This is a genomic window from Amycolatopsis vancoresmycina (assembly GCF_000716785.1).
Lineage (GTDB): Bacteria > Actinomycetota > Actinomycetes > Mycobacteriales > Pseudonocardiaceae > Amycolatopsis > Amycolatopsis vancoresmycina.
Map to the genome: position 1 here is coordinate 17,359 of NZ_JNYY01000038.1, position 21,126 is coordinate 38,484.

Consider the following 21,126-nt stretch of genomic DNA (forward strand, 5'->3'; position numbering starts at 1 on the left):
GAGGTGCGTGGCTGGACGCTTCCCGAACCCCGGTGGGAATGGGAGTGGACGCACGCGCCCGTGGCCGAGCTGCCGCCGCCGGAGCGGGAAACCCCGCCCCGGCGGGCCCCGGCTCCGGCCGGGGTGCGGACGTGGGGCGGTGCGTTCACCGCGGAGCAGTACGCCCTCCTGGAGGTGACCCCGCCCGGCGGCCACCGGCTCATCGGCCACGGGGCGGACATCACCGTTTCGTTCCGCCCCGGGCCGCACGCCGACGCCGATCGGATCGAGTTCGTCCAGCTGGCGCGCACGGTGCAGAACGACGAGCCGTACAACAAGTACACCGCGAACGACAAGGAGACGCGCACCGCCGAAAGCCGGATGGTACCCGGCGACGGCGCGCACATCGACCAGCTCCCGCGGGTCCCGTCGCCGTGGTTCGCGCCGGCGACGCCCGGGTACCGCCGCCGGAACGCGGCCGGCAAGTGGCAGGCGACCGACGCGTCGATGCACGACACGCCGACCCTGAGTTCCGGCGACATCGGCACGTCGGCGGCCGAGGCGCACACGGGGGAGTGGAGCCAGCAGTTCGAGACGGCGGTCGTCGCGACCGCGGGGGCCCAGAAGGGCACCTACTACGGCTCCGTGCGGTGGGGCTGGCGCTGGCCGGAACCCCTGGCGCGCCGGGATCCGGAGCTGCTGAAGTTCGAGATCGTGTCCGCGGGCGTGCCGTCGCCGACCTTCCTGGCCGCGGCCAAGCTGTGGAACGACAGCCTGACCTCCGAGGGCGCCCGGCCGGAGCCGGTGCCGATCGCCGAGAACCGCAAGGTGAAGGCGAAGAGCGCGCAGCTGTGGGACGACCCGGTCAAGCGCCGGACGATCGCCGCCCTGCCGAAGGGCACGCCGGTGCAGCGGATCGACGTCCGCCCGAGGTCGTCCGTGCCGTCCCGGTCGTGGTTCTGGGCGAAGGTCACCGTGACCGGCGGCCCGGATGCGGGAAGGACGGGCTGGCTGTGGCTGACCGATCTTTCCTAGCCGGCCCGGGCGGACTGCTCAGCCCGTTCGCGGCGGACGTCCGCGGAGTGTCCGATGTGGAGCGTCCGTTCTCGGTGGAGCGGGAACTGGAGGACTGGGCCGAAACCGTGGCACGGCTGCCGATCCAGGTTCGCGCGGCGCTGAAGGCGGGCAATGAGGCCCTGGCCGTCAAATTGCTCGTCTCCGGCGGGAAACGGGACGAGAACTGGCTGACCGACGTCGTCTTCCACGCCCGCCACCCGCAGCTGCACGGCCGGGCGATCCGGTCCGGCGAGCGCGCGCTGCGGCGGGAGTGGACGGACATCCGCGCGAGGACCGTGCGCCCGGAGTTGCCGGCGCCGCCCGTCGTCGCACCGCCGCCACCACCGCCACCGCCACCACCGCCGCGGCCGGTGGCCGAATGGCGGCGGCTGGCGCTGGCCGCGGCCGGGATCGAGCCGGCCGGCTGGAAGCCGGACGACGGGTTCGAGCGCCAGCGGCCGATCGTCGAACGGGTCTACGCCTACTACACGAAACTGTTCAACAAAAACGAGAACCTGCTGTGGGCCGGGATGGCCAAACTCGCCGGCGGTGCCGTGTACCACGGGCTGACCCTGGCGCAGCAGCAGTTCGACGCCGCCAAGTGGAACATCGGCCAGGATCTCGGTGCCGGTCTCGTGGTGAACTACGCGCTCGGGCTGCAGCTGGTGCTGCTGCGCACGCAGCGGGCGATCTTCGAGGACCTGGCTTGGCAGCACGAGGCGTTCGTCCAGGGCGTTCTGCCGGACCTGGTGGCCGCCGCCGGCGTGCCGGCCGGCGCCTGGCCGGACATCGCCTCCGGGGACCCGGCGCGGGTCCGGCAGGGGAACCACGCACTGCTGCTGCGGGAACAGAAGACCGTCGTGGCACCGTTCTACGGCCGGATCCGGGACATGAAGGACTTCGACATGATCCCGGACCAGATGTCCCGCGAAGCGTTGTCGCCGCTGCCCGGCGGGAAACCGTTCCGCGAGGTGGTGCCCGGCGGCGACATCACGGTGTTCGAGGACCGGTGGCGGTGGATCGAGACCGACATGCTCCCGGTGTACGAAGGGCTTACCCCGCAACGGCGCCGTCAACTGGTCAACACGCCGCTGGCCGATCTCGCCGCCCGCCGCTGGCCGCCCGGCTGACGGTCCCGTCGACCGGCTGTCGACGGGTTGTCGACGGAACCTGGGACGCTGGAGGCGTCCGGCGGTGCGGATGCACGGCGGAGCCTCGGGTCGAGGGGGAAGCGTGGGAACGGGAGTGCCTGATGTGCTGAGCGAGCGGGAGCTCGAAGTGCTGGCGATCGTCGCGGAGGACAAGACCGATCGCGAGATCGCGAACCGGCTGGCGATCAGCGAGCGCACGGTGCGTGCGCACGTGAGCCGGATCATCCGGAAGCTCGGCGTCGCGTCCAGGGTCGGCGCGGCGGTGGTGTTCGTCGAATGGAAAGCCCGCGTCGAGCCGGTCACGGTACCGGCCGGGGCGCCGATGGTGGCCTGCAGCGTCTGAGGTGACGGCCTCGTCAGAGGTACCGGACCGCCGCACGCACCCGGTCGGGGGCGACCTCCGCCACGTCGTGGAGGATGCGTGCCTTCGCCTCCGGTGGCATCCGGGTCGCGGTGCGGACGAGCGAGGTCACCCAGCGCTCGTTCGCCCGGGCGAGGTCGGCCGCGTGGGTCACGAGCCAGTCCGGGTCGTGTTCGCCGAACACCCGGGGCGTGTGGCCGGGACCGATCCCGGCGAGGGCGAGCTCCCCGGCCACCGCCAGGGCCTGCCGGTCCACCGGTTCGCCGGCCTCGTCCACGACCAGGACGCGCTCGTGCAGCAGCACCGCCGCGTAGTCGAGCAACGAGGACGAGGGCCGGCCGGGGTCCGGGACGGTGCGCAGCCAGTCCCGGCGGGCCGCCACGGACCGCGCCACCTCGTCCGCGCCGGCCGCGGCCGGCTCGTTGTAGAAGAAGTCGTACGCGCCGCGCACGTGCCAGGCGTCGTCGGAGCCGAGCAGGGCCGCGACGGCCACGCCGAGCAAAGCTCGTTCCGCTCCGAGCAGCCGGTACAGCCGGGTGAGCCAGACCGCGTCCAGGTCGACGCCGGGCGGCTCGAAGGGCGGCCGGAGGAGTGCGTCGGCCACCAGCGTGGCCCAGTCGGTGGTCTCGTCGAGCCGCACTCCGTCGAGCGTGGCGGGCAGCCGGAAGTCGGGGTGCCCGGCACAGGCCCAGCCGGTGAGGGCCGGGTAGAGGTCGTCGGGCTCACCACCGACCTGGTAGGTCTCGTACACGTCCTGACGGCGGCAGGCGCAGGCGTAACGCCGGTACCCGGCAGCCTCCGGCACCTGCGTGCGCACCGGTTCGCCGCAGTGCTCGCAGCGCAGGTTGTTGCAGCCCACGGCGGGGGCCCAGCCGAACTCGAACGGCTCGGGCGGCAGCCAGTTGCGGGGGCCCACGAGTTCCGGGCAGCGACGGCAGAACGTGGTCATGGCCGGGCCGGGGTGCCGGGGGCCTCGTCCGGGAACTTGCCGTTCTTGCCGCACGCCCGCAGCGTAGCCTCGGCGAGCGGCCTGACGTCGCGGTACATGCGCCGGCCCGGCGTGTAGTCACAGCTGTACTCCTTCGCCGCGGCCATGACCTCGACCAGGGTGTGGTGCTGGGCCCCGACCAGGAACGCGATGCAGGCGAGCCGGGTGGCGTACGGTTCGCCGCCGAGCACGACGGCCGCGCTCATCATCGACACGGTCGTGCCGGACGGACCGGCCCCCAGCGGCAGGCCGAGCTGCCGCTGGGCCTGGACCCACTGGTTGCTCTCCTTCATCATCCACACCTTCGACCCCGCGACCCAGCGCAGCACCTGGTCCCTGGTCCAGTCCGGGTCGAGCCGCCGCTGCATCCGCACCTGGCGGGCGCTGAACCTGAACCCGGTCTCGGCGAGCGTCAGGCCGAGCTCCCGGCTCTCCCCTTCGGGGCGCGGATCCCGCGAATCATGTTGCTGTCCGACGGCGGACCCCGGGCGAAGCGGCGCCATCGCCCGGGGCAGCTGCCGGCGCTGGACGGTCTCCGGGGTGATCCCGGCTTCGCGCATGTCCTCCCGCCGGGCGTCCAGGAACGCGAGGTTCAGGCCGGCCTGCGCGATGAACTCGTCGACCTCGGCCTGCTTCCGGGGATCCAGGATGTCCATCCCCAGTACGTTGGTGAAGAACTCGGTGAGGTGGACGAACCGTTCGGTGAGCGTCCCCGAGTCGAACACCGCCATCACGTCCTGCACGGCTTTGCCGACGTAGCCGGACTTGTGCGGGTCCTCCTGGCCGATCTTGGTGAGCACTTCGGCGAGCTTCGCGTCCGCGCGGTCCCACTTGCCGCCCGCCTTCGCCTTGATGTACGCCTTGGCCCGGCGGGCCATGCCGGCCATGGCCGAGTTGGCGGCGCGGTGCGTCGCGGCTTTCGCCGCCAGCTTCCGCTCGAACGCTTTCGCGTCTTCGGTGAAATCCGGGTTGGCGTCCGTCGTCCGGTCGCCTTCCGCCTTCGCGGCCGAATCGCGGGTCCCCTCGGGGTTGATCCGGCCGTACACCGCCCAGTGCTCGCCCTGGACGACGGGCCGGAGCGTGTCGAGGCCGTAGCGCAGCCGGATGACGGTGAGCAGCGGCTGGAGGATCCGCCCGGCCACGGGACGCCCGCGGAACCGGTTGACCGCCGCCACCCCGGCCGCCAGCGCGGCGGCGAGCCGTTTGCGTTGCCCGGCGGGAGTGTCGTCGCCACCCCGCACCCGGTCCCTGAGCCGCTTCGGCAGCGACTTGTGCGGCTTGCCGTGCTTGCGTTTCCTCTTCCGGTCCAGTGCCGCCTTCAGCTTGGCCCAGAGCTTCTTGACCAGCGCGGCGATCTTGTCGACGACCCAGTCGACGGCCCGGTTGACCGGGCGGGCGAGCTTCTGGAAGACCTCCTTGACCTTGGCGGCGATACCGCCGATGCCGAGCAGGGCCGCCAGTGCGCCGATCAGGACCGGGATCGCGCGGGCCAGCGCGCGTTCCACCAGTGCGGGAACGCCGCCGGTGCCGCCTCGGGCGATGGCCAGCACCGCGTCCAGGACGGCGTTGACGAAGTCGATGATCTGGCGGGCGTTGGTGACGACGAACCGGATGATGTCGATGATCATCTTGCAGGCGCGGATGAACGCCGAGGCCGGGTTGAACAGCGACACGATCCAGGTGATGCCCGCGATGATGATCGTCGGGAGGAGGTAGGAGACCAGGTTGCCGATCAGGTCCTTCTTCAGGTCGCCGACGCGGGTCTTCAGGTCGTCCCACATGGCCGCCACGCCCCGGCGTTTGACCTCGGCCACGATCGGGACTGCGGTCTCCGCGGCGACCAGGGCCTGCTCGGGGACTCTGCGGGCCAGGCGCGCGCGGATGTTCGGCCACGACAGGCCCAAGACCGTCGCGATCAGGGACAGGATGCCCAGGATGTCGAACGTCGTGGGCAGCTGCAGGCCCAGCGAACCGCCGGTGCCCAGCAGCCACGCCAGCACACCGCCCTCCAGGTGGCGGCCGGCGTTCTTCATGAACAGCTTGAGGCCGCCGCCGACGCCGGTGACCAGGTTGCCCAGGAAGCCGATCGGGTCCTTCAGGATCGCGCCGATCGCGGACACCGCCTTGCGGAGGACGCCCAGCAGCATGCGGCCCAGTTCGAGGATCGCCTCGACGGCGCCGCCGATCGCGGCGGCCGCCTTGGCCACCAGGCCCTGGTTCTTTTCCTTCTCGGCGGCGATTTCCTCGTCGACGGCCTTGACCGCGTCGGTGTATTTGGTGGCCAGGGTGTCGACCAGCTCGGTGCCCTTGTCGTTGACGGTGTCCTTGAGTTCGTCGAATCTGCCTTCGAACTCCGTCGCGGCCTCGCGGCCGATCGCTTTCAGGTCGGCCGGGAGCTGGTCGACCGCCGCCTTCAGTTCGGTGCGCCCGGCGGCGATGCGGTCCTTGGCGCGTTTCAGTTCGGCTTCGACCGTGCCGGCGATCTCGGTGATGATCCGGTCCATCGCCGCCAGGTAGGTGTCCTTCGCGCGTTCGTAGATGCGGTTGGCTTCCTCCGGCAGGCCCGCGAACAGGTCCCGGGTCCAGCGGGCCCAGCCGAACGCGCCGCCGTAGCGTTCGTCCTTGTACCGCTGCATGCCCTCTTCGTGCTCGCGGGTGAAGCGGTCCCGGGCCTGCTTCTCCTGCGTGGTGAACTGGTCGTCGACCTTCTTGTCCAGGTCGGTCAGGATCTTTTCCACGTCGCACTTGGTCCGGTCGAAGACCTGCTGCAGGAGGTCGGTGACCTCCTTGCGTCTGTCCTCGTCGGTCTTCTTGGCGCCCTGTTTGCCGGTGCCGACGGTCCGGCCGGTGGCCACCCGGGCCGCGTGGATGCCGGCCATCGCGGCGGAACCCCGGACGGCAGCGGTGTTCTCGACCCGGCCGAGTTCGCCGGCCTCGTCGGCGCGCAGCTTCTTCGGGGCGGCCTCCGAGTGGGCTTCCAGCGCTTTTTTCTCGGTGACCGCCTTGTCGAACCGCGGTTCCCGCGAGTTCTTGAACGACAGCTGCTGTTCGGTGACCTGCGCGTCGGCCAGCTGCCGGTCGACCTGGGCGGGACCGGCCGACAGGTCCGTGGCGGACGGCGGCAGCCGGTCCGGGGCGGCCTGGGCCGGGTCCGGCGCACCCGGCTTGCCCGGGACCCGGTCCGCCGCGAGGGGCACGACCTGCTTGGCGTCGGGCGCGGGCTCCGGGGGAGCGGCGGTCGTCTCGGCGATCTCCTGCGCCGAGGCGTCCTTGCCTTCGCCGACCTTGCCCTGGACCTCGTTCTTGACCTCTTCGGCCCTGCCCGACTCGCCGAACTTGTCCGCCTCGTCGAGGTTCTTCGGGGCTTTGTCGGCGATGGCCTTCCTGACCGCCTGGATGAACGCCTGCTTGTCGAACTCCTTGGGCTGGGCGGCAGCCATGTCTTCGGCGTGCGCGGCCTTGCCGCGGGCTTCCCGGTCGTCCGCCGGCGCTTCGGCCGCGTCCTGCGCCGCCCCGGCCTCCGCGGCGGGCGGGGGATGGCTCGCACCGATCATCTTCTTCTTGGCGGAGACGTCCTTCTTCAGCGCCTGGAATTTGGGGTCCGAGCCCGGAGAGCGAGGGCCGGTCTCCTTGACGCCCTTGTCGGGACGTTCGCCCGCGGTGCCGTCCTTGCCCAGCTCGTTCTTGTCCGGGGCGGGCGCGGCCGGGGCGAGGGCCGTGGCCCGGTTCGCGGTGGCCTGGTTGCCGACCAGGTTCTGACCGGCCAGCAGCAGCTGCGCGGTCCATGCGGACAGCCTGGGTTCGCCTCTCATCGCGGCGGTCACGGCGGTGTTGCCCGGCTGCGTGCGGGCGGGGGTCAGGTCCGCGGGGCGCCGGTTCGTCGTCCCGGGTGGTTGCGGGCGGGCTTGTGCCGCCGCGGGCGAGGCGGCGGGGGCAGGCGGTCGTGGACCGCGGGCTTTCACGGGTGGTGGCATCCGGCGCCTTCGCTGGTCAGCTCGGGGTACCAGGCGGTCGCAGGATGCCGGGCGGCCCGTCGCGGCGCCGCGATCCGGGCGTTGCCGGGGCGTCACCGGACCGCCGCTGCGCCGGCCGGCACCGTTGTTCCCGCCGGGCTTCGGGTGCTATACCGGCTGCAGCCCGGTGTCGCGAGGACGCGGTGCCACTAGCGAGCGGAGTGTCCGGTGGCGAACCGTGCTGTGCGCGCATCCGTCGTGGTCGCGGTCCTGGCCGCCCCGCTGCTCCTGCCGGGGGCCACGACGGCGGTGGCGGCACCCTGGCGGCCGCTGACGATCGAGACCGTGTCGAACCCGCGTCCCGCGCTCGTCAGCGGGGGACAGGTCCTGGTCAAGGTTGTTCCCGCGGGAAAGCGCGTCACCGTCAGCGCGAACGGCCGCGATGTCACCCCGAGTTTCCGCGCCCAGCCGGACGGCAGCCTGCTCGGCCTGGTCACCGGCCTGCGCGACGGCGTCAACGACCTCGCTGCCAGTACGAGGGACCGGCGGGCGAACCTGCGCGTCACCAACCACCCGATCACCGGGCCCGTCTTCTCCGGCACCCAGCAGCAGCCGTTCTACTGCGAGACCCCGGCGTTCGGCCTCCCCGCCGCGTCGCCGCCGTTGTGCAGCGCGCCGACCCAGGTGAGCTACCAGTACCGGACCACCGCCGGGACGTTCGCGCCGCTGGCGGACCCGGCGACCCGGCCCGCGGACCTCGCGACGGCCACCGTCGGCGGGCGCGCGGTGCCGTACGTGGTCCGCGTCGAGCGCGGCACGATCGACCGCGCCGTCTACGAGCTGGCGGCGCTCTACGACGGCACGCCGTCGCCCGTCGCGCCGGACGCCGCCTGGAACGGGAAGCTGGTCTACACCTTCGGCGGCGGCTGCAACGCGGGCTACCACCAAGGCACCTCGACCGGCGGGGTGGTCAACGACCTGTTCCTGGCGCGCGGTTACGCCGTCGCGTCCTCGACGCTGAACGTGCTCGACACCAACTGCAGCCCGATCATCTCGGCCGAGGCGGCGATGATGGTCAAGGAACACTTCGCCGAAACCTACGGCCCGATCGCGCACACCATCGGCTGGGGTGGCTCGGGCGGGGCGATCCAGCAGTACGACATCGCGGAGAACTACCCCGGCATCGTCGACGGCATCATCCCCGGCGTCTCGTTCCCGGACCCGCTGAGCACGGGCGGCCCGGTGTCGGACTGCCGCCTGCTGGAGCGGTACTTCGCCGGGCCGGGCGCGTCGTTCACCGCGGCGCAGAAGCAGGCCGTCGCGGGCTTCGGCAGCTACGACACCTGTGTCTCCTGGGACAAGACCTTCGCCAGCCGCGCCACGGCGACCGGCAGCTGCAACGCGGCCATCCCGGTCGCGGCGCGGTGGGATCCGGTCACGAACCCGGGCGGGGTGAAGTGCAACTCGAACGAGCAGCTGGTCAACCAGCTCGGCCGGGACCCGAAGACCGGGTTCGTGCGCAGCCCGCTGGACACCACCGGCGTGCAGTACGGGCTGAACGCGCTGAAGGCCGGGACGATCTCCGCGGCGCAGTTCGCCGACCTCAACGCCACCATCGGCGGCCTCGACTACACCGGAACACCGGTGCCGCAGCGGATCGCGGCCGACCCGAAGGCCCTGGAAACGGTGTACGCCGAGGACATCGTGAACTCCGCGTCGCAGGGCTTGCGGGAGACGCCGATCATCGACCAGCGGACCGACCTCGACTTCGCCGGGTTCGGCAACGACATCCACACCACCGAGTGGTCCTACGTGCTGCGGCAACGGCTGCTGCGCGCCAACGGCACCGCGGGCAACCAGGTCATCATCGAAAACCACCCCACCGCGGCCGAAGCCGCGGCCGCCGGTGCCTACGAACTCGACGCGATGGACCGCTGGCTCACCGCCGTCGACGCCGACCGCTCGCACCGGACCCGCCAGCAAAAGGTGCTGGCGAACCGGCCGGCCGACCTCGGCGACGGCTGCTACCTCTCGCCGACGACCAGGATCACCGAGCAGCTGACCTACCCGGCGAGCGGGCGGTGCGGCGCGCAGTACCCGGTGGCGGCCGACACGCGGATGGTCGCGGGGGAGAGCCTGGCCCTCGACGTGCTGAAGTGCCGGCTGAAGCCCCTGGACTTCCGCGACTACCCGGTCACCTTCACCGCGGCGGAACGGACGCGGCTGCGGGCGGCGTTCCCCGGCGGCGTCTGCGACTACGGCCGTCCGGGCGCCGGGCAGCGGCCGCCGATCGGGACCTGGCTGAGCTACGGAGACGAACGGACCGGCACCACGCCGCCGACGAAGCCGCGGTGATTTGCGGTATACCCGAAGCGGTGGAGGAAATCCGGACCGAATTCATCCAGCCGCTGCTGACGTCGCTGTCCGCGCACCCCGCGGACCGGCCCGCCTACTCCGACGGGCAGCGGACGCTGACCTACGGCGAGCTGGCCCGCGCCGGCGCCGGGCTGGCCGCGGCGCTCGGCGTCTCCCGGGGCGAGCGCGTGCTGATCCAGGTCGGCAACCGCGTCGAGTTCGCCGTCGCCCTGCTGGCGGTGCTGCGCGCGGCGGCCGTCGGGGTGCCGGTGAGCGCGCGGGCGACCGAGGCCGAGCTCGCCGACCTGGCCGACGACTCGGGGGCGACGCTGCTGATCACCGAGGCGCGGCACGCCGAGCGGGGGCAACGGCTGGGGCTGCGGGTGCTCCTCGCCGACGAGCCACCGCCGCCGGTGGCGGCAGCGCCGCGGGACGACCTCGGGCTGGACGAGCCCGCTTGGCTGCTCTACACCTCCGGCACCACCGGACGGCCGAAAGGCGTGCTCCTCTCGCAACGCGCGCTGCTGTGGTCGACCGCCGCCTGCTACGTCCCCGTCTTCGGGATCGAGCCCGGTGACACCGTGGTGTGGCCGCTGCCGACCCACCACGCCTACGCCCTGTCGCTCGCCTTCACCGCCACGATCGCGCTCGGCGCCCACACCCGGCTCGCCGACGGCTGCACGCCGGAACTGCTCGCCGAGTACCCGGGCTGCGTGCTCGCCGGGGTGCCGGCCACGTACCACCGGCTCCGCCAGGAGGCGGCCGGCCCGGTCGTCTCGCCGAGGCTGTGCCTGACCGGCGGTGCGCCGTGCACGCCGGCGACCCGCGCCGCGGTCCGGGAGCTGTTCGGCCTGCCCCTCGTCGACGGCTACGGGAGCACCGAAACGGGCGGGAAGCTCGCGGTGGAGCGGCCCGGTGAACCGGGACTGGTCCCGGTGCCCGGCATGGAGGTTCGGATCGACGCGGGGGAGGTGCTCGTCCGCGGCCCGGGCCTGCTGCTGGGCTACCACGGGCAGCCCGGGTCGCCGCTGCAGGACGGCTGGTACCGCACGGGTGACGCCGGCCGGTTCGAAGCCGGCCGGCTGGTGCTGGCCGGCCGGGTCGACGACGTCATCGTCTGCGGCGGCCAGAACGTCCACCCGACCGAAATCGAGGCCGTGCTGGAGGAATCGCCGTCGGTGCGGGAGGTCCTGGTGACCGGACGGCCCGACGACGTCGTCGGGCAGGTGCCGGTGGCGTTCGTGGTCGCCGGGCCGGACGGCTTCGACGCCGAGGAACTGCGCCGCCGCTGCCTCAGCCGCCTTTCGCTGCACAAGGTGCCGGTGGCGTATGTCGAAATCGACGCGATCCCGCGGACCGCGTCGGGCAAACCGAAGCGGCACGCCCTGAAGCAGCCGGATCTCGCGGCCGTGGTGCGGGCCGAGCTGATCACCCTCTGCGGGCACGACGGCGGCGACGGCTGGCGCGACCGGCCGTTCACCGACCTCGGGCTGTCCTCGCTGGCCGGGGTGCAGTTCCGGCACCGGATCACCGCGCTGACCGGCGTGCCCGTCCCGCACTCGCTGATCTACGACTTCCCCACGCCGGGCGCGGTGATCGCCGAGCTGACGCGGCTCGGCTCCGCTCGCCCGGCGGTGCCGCCGCGGGCCGCCCCGGCGGTGCCGCCGCGGGCCGCCCCGGCGCCGTCCGCGGAACCGATCGCCGTGGTGGCGATGGCGTGCCGGTTCCCCGGCGGCGTGCGGTCGCCGGAGGACCTGTGGCGGCTCGTGGCGGACGGCGTGGACGCGACGGGGGAGTTCCCCGCCGACCGCGGCTGGGACGTGGCGGGGCTGTACGACCCGGATCCGGACCGGATCGGGCACTCGGTGACCCGCCGCGGCGGGTTCCTCGACGGGTTCGCGGACTTCGACGCCGGGATGTTCGGCATCTCCCCACGCGAGGCGCTGGCCACCGACCCGCAGCAGCGGCTCCTGCTGGAAACGTCCTGGGAGGCGTTCGAACGGGCCGGGCTCGATGTCGCCGAGCTGCGCGGCAGCGACACGGGCGTCTTCGTCGGCGTCATGCACGAGGACTACGCGAGCCGGTTCACCGACCCCCACGAACTCGAGGCGTGGCTGGGGATCGGCTCCTCGCACGCGGTGGCCTCGGGCCGGATCTCCTACGCCTTCGGGCTCACCGGGCCGACCCTCACCGTCGACACGGCCTGCTCGTCGTCGCTGGTCGCGCTGCACCTGGCCGTGAAAGCGCTGCGTGAAGGGGAATGTTCGCTCGCTCTCGCCGGCGGGTCCACGGTGATGGCGACCCCGCGGACGTTCCAGGCCTTCAGCCGCCAGCGCGGCCTCTCCCCGGACGGCCGCTGCCGGTCCTACGCGGCCGGAGCGGACGGCACGGCGTGGTCGGAGGGCGCCGGGGTGGTCCTGCTGGAACGGCTGTCCGACGCCCGCCGGCACGGGCACCCGGTGCTGGCCGTGCTGCGCGGCACCGCGGTGAACTCCGACGGCGCGTCCAACGGCCTGACCGCACCCAGCGGACGTGCCCAGCAGGCGCTGATCGCGGCGGCACTCGCGGACGCGGGGCTGACCGCGGCGGACGTCGACGCCGTCGAAGGGCACGGGACGGGAACGCCGCTGGGCGACCCGATCGAGGCGGACGCGCTCATCGCGGCGTACGGGCGCGGCCCGCGCCGCGAGCCGCTCTGGCTCGGCTCGGTGAAGTCGAACATCGGCCACACCCAGGCCGCGGCCGGGATCGCCGGGGTGATCAAAATGGTGACGGCGTTGCAGCACGAGCAGCTGCCGCCGTCGCTGCACGCGGACGAGCCGAGCCCGCACGTCGACTGGGCGGCGGGCGGGGTGGCCCTGCTGGCGGAGGCGCGGCCGTGGCCGCACGCGGACCGGATCCGCCGGGCCGGGGTGTCGGCGTTCGGGATCGGCGGCACCAACGCGCACGTGATCGTCGAGGAGGCACCGCCGGCGGAAACGCCGGTGCGGCCGCCGTTCCCCGCGGCGCCCTGGCTGCTCAGCGCGGCGGACGGCGACGCCCTCCGGCTCGTCGCGGCCGGTCTGGCCGAAGCTCCCGACACCGTCGACGTCGCCTACACCCTGGCCCGGCGGACGCCGCTCCCGCACCGCGTGCTCGTGCCCGGGGCGAACCGGGAAGCCTTGCGCGCCGTCGCCGACGGGCGCGTGCCCGGCCGGACCGTCCGAAGTGGAACGCGGCTGGCCGTGCTGTTCGGCGGGCAGGGCGCGCAGCGGGCCGGAATGGGCCGGGAACTGGCCGAGCGGTTCCCGGTGTTCGCCGACGCCTTCGCCGAGGCGTGCGAAGCACTGGGCCGGGACATCGCCTTCACCGGCGAGGAGACGCTGGACCGCACCGACCACGCGCAGGCCGCGCTCTTCGCCTTCGGCGTCGCGCAGTACCGGCTGTTCGAGTCGTGGGGCGTGCGCCCGGATGTCCTGCTGGGCCATTCGATCGGGGAGATCACCGCCGCGCACGTCGCCGGGGTGCTGTCGCTGGTGGACGCGGCGACGCTGGTGGCCGCGCGCGGCAGGCTCATGGCCGCGTTGCCCGGTGGCGGGGTGATGATCGCCGTCGAGGCCCTCGAAGCGGACGTGGTCCCGCACCTGGGCGACACCGTCTCCGTCGCCGCCGTCAACGGCCCGCGTTCGGTCGTGCTCTCCGGGGACTCGGCCGCGACGAAGGCGCTCGCCGATCGCTTCGGTGGCGGGACACCGCTGCGCGTCAGCCACGCCTTCCATTCGCCGCTGGTGGAACCGATGCTCGACGAGTTCCACCAGATCGCCGCCGGGCTGCGGCACCACCGTCCCGTCCTTCCGCTCGTCTCGTGCGTGACGGGGAAACCGGTCGACGAGATCGAGCCGGGCCACTGGCGCGGGCACGCCCGCTCGGCCGTGCGGTTCGCCGACGCGCTCGCCGCGGCGGCGGCGCCCGGCCCGGCCGTCGGCCTCGAGATCGGCCCGGCGCCGGTGCTCGGCCGCCTGGCCGCCGGCGTCATGCCGGTCGTGCCGGCCACGATGTCGGGCTCCGGCGTGCTGGCCGCGGCGGGCGCGGTGCACACGGCGGGCGCCCGGGTGGCGTGGCCCGCGGTGTTCGCCGGTTCGGGGGCGCGGATCACGCCGCTGCCCACGTACCCGTTCAAGCGCACCCGGTACTGGCTGGACCCGCCGTCCCCGGAGCACGACGACGGCGGCCACGCCGTGCTCGGCCCGGCGCTCGAGGCGCCCGACTCGCCGCGGGTGGTGCACGGCGGCTCGCTCGGCGTCCGCCGCCACCGGTGGCTCGCCGACCACGTCGTCGCCGGATCCGTGCTGGTGCCCGGAACCGTGTTCGCGGAGCTGGCCCTGCACGCCGGCGGAGCGGGCGTCGAGGAGCTCACGATCGAAGCTCCGCTGCGCCTGGACGCCGAGGACGTCCACGTCCAGGTCGTCGTGGACGAGCCGAGGGTCGACGTCTACGCCCGGGCTCGCGACGAAAAGCACTGGAGGAAGCACGCCAGTGGGAAGCTGCGCCCGCGCGGTCCGCTCCCGCCCGCCTGGAGCGGGGAGTGGCCACCGGCCGGAGCCGCGGAAGCCGACGTCGCCGAGGCTTACCGTGCGCACGCCTACGGGCCCGCTTTCCAAGCGGTGCACCGGTTGTGGGTGCGCGACGACGAGTTCTTCGCCGAGGTCGAGGTGCCGCCGGGTGCCGGGGGCCGGTTCGAGGTGCACCCGGTCCTGCTGGACGCGGCCGTGCACGCGACCGCCCTCGCCGAGGGGGCGGCAGCCGAGCCGCGCGTGCCGTTCCTCTGGACCGGTGTCGAGGTCTACGCGCCCGGCGCCCGCCGGGCCCGGGTGCACGGCGTCCGCCTCGGTGCCGGCGCCGTCCGCGTCACGCTCTACGACGAAACCGGGAACCCGGTGGCCGGGGTCGCATCGCTGACGACCCGGCCGATGGCGGCGCCCGACACGATGCTCTACCGTCCACAGTGGATTCCGGTGGCGCCGGTCGCGGCCACGGAACCGGTCCGGACCGTCGAAATCCCGCCGGGTGACGTGCGCGCGGCGGCCGGGCACGCGCTCAGCGTGCTCCACGACTGGCAGGGCAGCGGCGAGCGGCTGCTCCTCGTCACCCGCAACGCGACCGGCCCCGATCCCGACCCGGCCGCCGCGGCGGCCTGGGGACTCGGCTGCGCGGCCGCGGCGGAACACCCGGGCCGGATCGGCCTGGTCGACCTCGAACCGGGGTTCCCCGTGACGCGGGTGCCGGACCTGGCCGGCGGCAGCGGCGAACCGCAGATCGCCGTCCGCGACGGCGTGCCGCACGTCCTGCGGATCACCCGCACCGCCCCCGCACCCGCCCAGCCGATCGACAGCCGCGGGACGGTGCTGATCACCGGCGGGACGGGCGCGCTCGGCGCCCTGCTGGCCCGCCACCTGGTCACCACGCACGGCGTCCGGCACCTCCTGCTGGTGAGCCGGAGCGGGCCCGCGGCACCCGGTGCCGGCGAGCTGCTCGCGTCCCTGCGGGACCTCGGCGCCCGGGTGCGGATCGTCGCGGCCGACGTCGCGGACCGGGCCACGGTGACGCAGCTGGTCACCAGCTGCGACCCGCCGTTGACGGCGGTCGTGCACAGCGCGGCCGTGGTCGACGACGGCGTGCTCGCGGCCCAGACGCCGGACCGCCTGGACGTCGTGCTGCGGCCCAAGGCGGACGCCGCGCTGGTCCTCGACGAGGTGACCCGGGACCTGCCGCTGACGGCCTTCGTCCTGTTCTCCTCGGTCGCCGGCGTGTTCGGCAAGGCCGGGCAGGCCAACTACGCGGCCGCGAACCGGGTGCTGGACGCGGTGGCGTGCCGCCGCCGCGCGGCCGGGCGGCCCGCGTTGTCGCTGGCGTGGGGGCTGTGGGAGCTCGGCACCGGCCTCGGCGACCGGATCTCGGCCACCGCCAAGCGGCGGATCCGCGCGTCCGGTGTCGAAGGGCTGACCGCCGAGCAGGGCCTGGCGCTGTTCGACGCCGCGCTCGGCTCGGCCGAACCCGTCCTGGTGCCCGTGCGCTTCGACCCGTCGGCGTCGCTGGCCCCGCCCACCGGCGGTTCGGGCGCCGGGCTGCCCGCCGCGCGGGCGAGCTGGCCGGCGAACCCGGCCGAGCCGGAGCTGCGCGAGCTGCTGCGCGCGGAGGTCGCCGCGGTGCTGGGCCACCCGGACGCCGCCGTGATCGCCGACGACCGCCCGTTCCCCGAGCTCGGCTTCGATTCGCTCACCGTGATCGAGCTGCGCACCCGGATCACCGGGTTGTCGGGGCTCGACCTGCCCGCCACCGTCGTCTTCGACCGGCCCACCGTCGCCGACCTGGCCCGGTACCTGCGGGAGCAGGCCGATCGGTAGGACAGCCCGCGCCGGGCCGCCTCCCCGCTGTGGGGAAACCGGCCCGGCGCGGGGAAAACCGGCTCAGCCGTGCGCGGCAGCCACCGCGGCCTGCGGTGCGGTGGCCGGTGGCATCAGCTTCGGGTACACCTTCTGGAACTTGTCGATCATCGTGGCGGACGGGATGACCCGGTTGGGGTTGGCCTGGGTCGTCGCCTGCTTCTCGCCCCAGGCGCCGGCGGCCTTGCGCTGGTCCGGCGTTCCGTGGCTGTGGTAGCAGTCGCCGATCGAGGCGTCCAGGTACGTCACTTCCTGCTGTGTGCGGGCGTTCCAGGCGAAGCCCTTCGCGTGCGCGACGAAGTAGCCGCCGTAGGCGTCGGGCCCCATCTCGGACGACTCGTTGCGCGGGTAGTTCTCGTGGGCGAAGTCGACCTGGTGGCCGTACTCGTGGCCGATCACCGACTCCACCGAGACGTCGTCGAACCCGAGGGCGTTGACGGTGTCGAGCAGGCCGTCGCCGAGCGCCACGCGCTTGCCGCCGAGGCTGCCCGCCGGGGCGGAGAACGCGTTCAGGGTGATCAGCGGGTTGCGGCCACCCTGCAGCACCGGCACTTCGTACAGCACCTTGGTGGCGAGCGCGGCCGCGGCCTTCACCTTCGCCGGCGCGAGACCGAGGCTGAAGGTCTGCGCCATCTTCGCCTGGCTGCCGAGGTCGGTGCCCTTCCAGGCGACGAGCTGGATGTTCCAGCTCTCGATGTCCCAGAAGCCGCGCAGCTTGTCGATCGTGGCCGTGGCACGGCCGGTGTACTGGCCGTCGGTGCCGAAGACCTGCGGCGCCTTGTCGGACGTGACGCCCTGGACGTAGAGCTGGCTGAGCCCCGACAGCGCGTCGAGCGCCTGGCCCTCGAGCGGGGTGAGCTGGGCCGCGAGCTTGTTCGCGTACGTCAGCAGCGAACCTTCGGTGCAGCCCGGGATCGGGCCGTCCGCGGCCCGGCTGCGCTGGCCGACGCGCGGGACGGGCGAATCGATGAGCCGGTCGACGTTGCGCAGCGCGTCCGCGGGCAGGCCGTCGTAGAGGTCGATGACGTCCTGGTACAGCTGCGCGACGTCCTGCTCGACGGTGGCCGGTGCGGCCGCGGCCGCGGGAATCGCCGTGGCGAGCGCGAGCGCCGCCGCGGCGCCCGCTGCCACGAAGGTTTTGCCGAGGAATCTGGTCCGGTCGGGCAAGGTGGTTTCCCCTCTTCGGTTCCGGTTGAAGATCACCAAGCACCGCCACGTTAGGACCGTTACTGGCCGTCGAACCGGTGCCGGAAGAGGAACCCCGGAATGGCCCACGTCTTTCGGAGGGTTTTCCCCGTGCGGACATCGGCCGAAAGTACTAGGCGCGGGACGGTTGATTCTCAGGTGTAACTCAGTAGGGATTGCCGGGCACGTTCAAGTGCGTCCGGTAAAGGCCGAAGCCGCCACCGGGCACGCTCGAGGTGATGAACAGGGTTTGCCCGTCCGGCCCGCCGAAGGCCGCGTTGGTGCTGGTGCGGCCGGCCGAAACGGTGCCGAGCCGGGCCCCCGACGGGGAGAAGACGTGGACGAGCCCCTCGCTGTTGGAGACCCAGTACAGGTTGCCCGCGCAGTCGACGGTCGCGCCGTCGGGTGTCCGGATGTTCGCGAACGTCGTGCGGTCCCCGGTGGTGCCGTCGGGGTGGACGGTGTACTTCACGATCACGTCGGCGCCGGTGGCGCCCACGTAGAGCGTCCGGCCGTCGGGGGACAGGACGACGCCGTTCGGCTGCGGCAGCGTGTCGTCGACGAGGCTGACCAGTCCGTCGTGGACGCGGAAGACGCCGGTCCGGCCGCCTTGCTCGTCGGCGCGGTTGCCGCGCTGGTAGCTGGGATCGGTGAAGTAGACCGTGCCGTCCTGGGCGATGGTCAGGTCGTTCGGCGAGTTGAACGCGTGCCCGGGAGCGCCCGCCGCGACGGTCGTCCGGCTGCGGTCGGCCAGGCTGTAGGCCGAAACGGTGCGGGTGTCGTGGGTGGCGGCGAGCACCCGCGTGCCGTCGGCGGTGATCGCCAGTCCGTTGCTCCCGGAGTTCGCGACGAACGGTTCGAAGGTGGCCGGCGGGGTGTACCGGAGCATGGTGGCGGGCTGGACGCCCTGGGGGCCGGTGGGGTTCTGCATGTCCGACACGAGCAGGGTGCCCGTCCGCCGGTCCCAGGTGGGCCCTTCGAGGAACGTGAAGCCGCCGCGGACGAGCTGGGACGTCACCGCCGGGCCCGGCAACGGCGAACCGTAGGTGGTGCCCGGGGTGCACGGCGAGCCCGTGGCGGCGCCGGACGCCGGGGGCGCCACCGCACCCGCGACGGCGATCGCCGCCGCGGTCACCGTCCACATGCGACGGCGTGGCGTTGTCCTTCGGTGCGCCATGACGGCTGTCCTTTCGTCGGCGGGGTTCAGCGTCCGAGTTCGACCTTGAGGATGCTTTCGTTGCTGTTGTTCGGGATGCTGTCCTTGTCGCCGTGGTTGGTGGTGGTCAGCCACAACCCGCCGTCGGCGGAGGGTTCCACGGTGCGCAGCCGCCCGTAGGTGCCGTTGAGGTACTGCTGGACGTCGGTCAGGGTGTCCCCGGAGATGACGGCCCGGTACAGCCGCATCCCGCGTTCGCAGGCGATGTAGAGGGCGTCGCGCACCACGGCGATACCGCTGCACGAACCCTCCGCGACGGGGTAGGTGTGCTTGGGGGCGACGAAGCCGGGATTCGCGCAGCTGCCCGTGGTGCCTTCGCAGGCGGGCCAGCCGTAGTTGCCGCCGCGGACGATCAGGTTGGTCTCGTCCATGACGGAGTTGCCGAACTCCTGTTCCCACAGGCGTCCCTGGGAGTCGAAGGCCAGCCCCTGCGGGTTGCGGTGGCCGTAGCTCCACACCGCGGTGCCGAAGGGGTTGTCCGAAGGGATCGAGCCGTCGGGGTTGATGCGCAGGACCTTGCCGGCCAGGCTGGTGAGGTCCTGGGCCCAGGCGCCGTTCTGGCCGTCGCCGGTCGAGAGGTAGAGCTTGCCGTCGGGCCCGAACCGCAGGCGGCCACCGTTGTGGTACTTGTTGCGCGGGATGCCGGTCAGCAGCACCTGCGGGCTGCCGGTGAGCACGCCGCCGGTGTACCGGACGCGCACCACCCGGTTGTCGGTGGCGCTGGTGTGCATGACGTACAGCCACGGATCGGCCGAGAAGTCGGCGGCGACGGCGAGGCCGAGGACGCCGCCCTCGCCGTCGGTGCCCGCCACGTCCGGCATCCGCCCCACGACGGTCTTCGTGCCGGTGGCCGGGTCGAGGCGGACGATTTCGAAGGTGTCGCGGCGGCTGTAGAGCGCCTGCCCGTCCGGCAGGGTGGTCAGCCCCCACGGCAGGTCGGTTTCGGTGGTGACCCTGGTGACCGAGCACAACGCCGTGGCGCAGGAAGCGCCGGTGGTGACCGCGACCGGGGTGCTCGACGCCGACCGGTTGCCCTGGGCGTCGCGCGCCCGCACCTGGTACTGGTAGCGGGTGTCCGCCGCCAGGCCGCTGTCGGTGAACGTGGTCGCGCCGCTGGTGGAGCCGGCCGCGGTGCCGTCGCGGAGGATTTCGTAGCCCGTGACGCCGACGTTGTCGGTGGCCGCCGTCCAGCGCACGGTGACCGTGGTGCCCGACGCGGTCGCCGTCACGCCGCCGGGGGTGGTGGGCGGTTCGGTGTCGGCCTGGCACTGCGGCACGGTGACGGGGACCGTGGCGCTGGCCTGGGACACGTTGCCCGCGGCGTCGCGGGCGTTGACGTACAGGCCCCAGGTCACGCCCGGCACGACGGTCAGCTCGGCCGACAACGCCGTGCCCGGCACCGATTTCATGAGCTGCCCGTCGTGGTAGACGTCGTAGAAGGCCACCCCGGTGTCGTCGGACGAGGCCGACCACGACAGCGTCACGCCGGTGCACGTCAGGTTCGAGGTGCGGGGATCGGCCGGTGCGGTCGGGGGCGTCGTGTCGGCGTCGAGCTCGACCAGCTGCCACCGCTGGCTGGTATCACCGGAACCGGGCAGCTGGACGACCCGCGCGCCGTCGGCGGTGGACGAGTTCAGCACGTCCACGGCCTTTCCGCCGGCCCGGCTGAGCAGGCGCACGTCGCCGCCGGCGGCGTCCGCGAGCCGGAACTGCTGGCCGGGGCGGCCGGTGTCGGTGCGCTGGACCAAGCCGGTCCCGTCGGCGGTGGACGGGAAAGTCAGGACCATGGTGCTGTGCTTGGACTTGATGCGGTAGTAGCCGCCGCCGGCGTCGGCGAACTGCCACTGCTGGGAGCTGCGGTCGTCGCGGGTGCGCTGGGTGATCCGGGCCCCCGCGGCGGTGGCGCTGCCGTCGATGTCCAAAGCCTTGCCGCTGTTGCGGTTGACGAGCACGTACGAGGCGCCGGTGTCGACGGTGGCGGCCGACGCGGCCGGTGCCGGGAGCACGACACCCAGGCCGGCCAGCACCACGGTGCACACCGCGCGGAGAGGGAACCTTCCTCGGGCAGTTCGCATGGTGTTCCTTTACGGGGGTCCGGCGAAAGTTTCGGCGTTATCGCTGGTGGCGAGCCTGGGAGCGCTCCCAAGCACGGTAGCGCAAAGAGTTTGCCGCTCACAAGACCGGTGAGCAGGTATCCAACATCCCGGAGCTGCCGGATCCCTTACCGCGGCGGCTGTTCTGCGCTACCGTCGAAGAAGACTGCAGACACCGGGGGGTAATCATGCGTCGATGGGTCGTTTCCAGCGTTTGTGCCGTGCTCCTGGTCGCCGGTACCGGTTTCGCTTCCGCCGCAACGGATCCCCGCCAGGCCGCGTTGGACGCGGCGGTGCGGGCCGGGAACGTCGGGACGGTCGCGGTCGCGGCGGATCCGGCCGGCCGGTGGCGGGGGCGGGCCGGGGT

The 21,126-nt window shown here is 73.0% G+C and carries 10 protein-coding genes; 5 read left to right on the plus strand and 5 right to left on the minus strand.

The window, feature by feature from the left end:
• Nucleotides 1-3: 3 nt before the first annotated feature.
• The 3 genes from OO60_RS43575 (at nucleotide 4) to OO60_RS43585 (ending at nucleotide 2,529) form a co-directional block, all read left to right on the plus strand.
• The gene (locus OO60_RS43575) at nucleotides 4-1,014 is read left to right on the plus strand and encodes a hypothetical protein (RefSeq protein WP_155849070.1); all 1,011 of its coding nucleotides are present in this window, start codon (nucleotides 4-6) and stop codon (nucleotides 1,012-1,014) included.
• Nucleotides 993-2,165: a hypothetical protein gene (locus OO60_RS43580; RefSeq protein WP_155849071.1), complete on the plus strand. Its 1,173-nt coding sequence runs from the start codon at nucleotides 993-995 to the stop codon at nucleotides 2,163-2,165. Before OO60_RS43575 ends, OO60_RS43580 begins: the two co-directional genes overlap by 22 nt.
• A gap of 115 nt (nucleotides 2,166-2,280) precedes the next feature.
• The gene (locus OO60_RS43585; RefSeq protein WP_240490941.1) at nucleotides 2,281-2,529 is read left to right on the plus strand and encodes a helix-turn-helix domain-containing protein; all 249 of its coding nucleotides are present in this window, start codon (nucleotides 2,281-2,283) and stop codon (nucleotides 2,527-2,529) included.
• A 13-nt stretch (nucleotides 2,530-2,542) separates the two neighbouring features.
• Here the strand turns inward: OO60_RS43585 and OO60_RS43590 are convergent, their stop codons facing one another.
• Nucleotides 2,543-3,496, minus strand: coding sequence for a hypothetical protein (locus OO60_RS43590; RefSeq protein WP_004562375.1), 954 nt, complete (start codon nucleotides 3,494-3,496; stop codon nucleotides 2,543-2,545).
• Entirely contained in the window at nucleotides 3,493-7,347 is a 3,855-nt protein-coding gene (locus OO60_RS45300) for a phage tail protein (RefSeq protein WP_155849072.1), read from the minus strand. The genes OO60_RS43590 and OO60_RS45300 overlap by 4 nt, the downstream gene beginning before the upstream one ends.
• A 369-nt stretch (nucleotides 7,348-7,716) precedes the next feature.
• On the opposite strand from OO60_RS45300, the gene OO60_RS43600 reads away from it, so the two are divergent.
• Both OO60_RS43600 and OO60_RS43605 read left to right on the plus strand, forming a co-directional pair.
• Nucleotides 7,717-9,843 carry a DUF6351 family protein gene (locus OO60_RS43600; protein ID WP_033263593.1) on the plus strand — a complete coding sequence of 709 codons (2,127 nt, stop codon included), beginning with the start codon at nucleotides 7,717-7,719 and terminating at the stop codon, nucleotides 9,841-9,843.
• 20 nt (nucleotides 9,844-9,863) lie between these two features.
• Complete coding sequence (locus OO60_RS43605; RefSeq protein ID WP_033263594.1) at nucleotides 9,864-16,226, plus strand: beta-ketoacyl synthase N-terminal-like domain-containing protein; 6,363 nt, start codon at nucleotides 9,864-9,866, stop codon at nucleotides 16,224-16,226.
• A 63-nt stretch (nucleotides 16,227-16,289) separates the two neighbouring features.
• Here the strand turns inward: OO60_RS43605 and OO60_RS43610 are convergent, their stop codons facing one another.
• The 3 genes from OO60_RS43610 to OO60_RS43620 form a co-directional block, all read right to left on the minus strand.
• The gene (locus tag OO60_RS43610; RefSeq protein ID WP_003097225.1) at nucleotides 16,290-17,432 is read right to left on the minus strand and encodes a M48 family metalloprotease; all 1,143 of its coding nucleotides are present in this window, start codon (nucleotides 17,430-17,432) and stop codon (nucleotides 16,290-16,292) included.
• Nucleotides 17,433-17,616: 184 nt separating this feature from the next.
• A complete protein-coding gene (locus OO60_RS43615; protein WP_033263595.1) occupies nucleotides 17,617-18,627 on the minus strand; it encodes an SMP-30/gluconolactonase/LRE family protein in 1,011 nt (336 codons plus the stop codon).
• A 26-nt stretch (nucleotides 18,628-18,653) separates the two neighbouring features.
• Complete coding sequence (locus OO60_RS43620; protein ID WP_003097227.1) at nucleotides 18,654-20,705, minus strand: PQQ-dependent sugar dehydrogenase; 2,052 nt, start codon at nucleotides 20,703-20,705, stop codon at nucleotides 18,654-18,656.
• Nucleotides 20,706-21,126: the final 421 nt, after the last annotated feature.

Excerpts from the sequence above, each read along its gene's own strand:
- OO60_RS45300 (WP_155849072.1), bottom strand. The coding sequence starts at position 7,347 with ATGAGAGGCGAACCCAGGCTGTCCGCATGGACCGCGCAGCTGCTGCTG.
- OO60_RS43615 (WP_033263595.1), bottom strand. The coding sequence starts at position 18,627 with ATGGCGCACCGAAGGACAACGCCACGCCGTCGCATGTGGACGGTGACC.
- OO60_RS43590 (WP_004562375.1), bottom strand. The coding sequence starts at position 3,496 with ATGACCACGTTCTGCCGTCGCTGCCCGGAACTCGTGGGCCCCCGCAAC.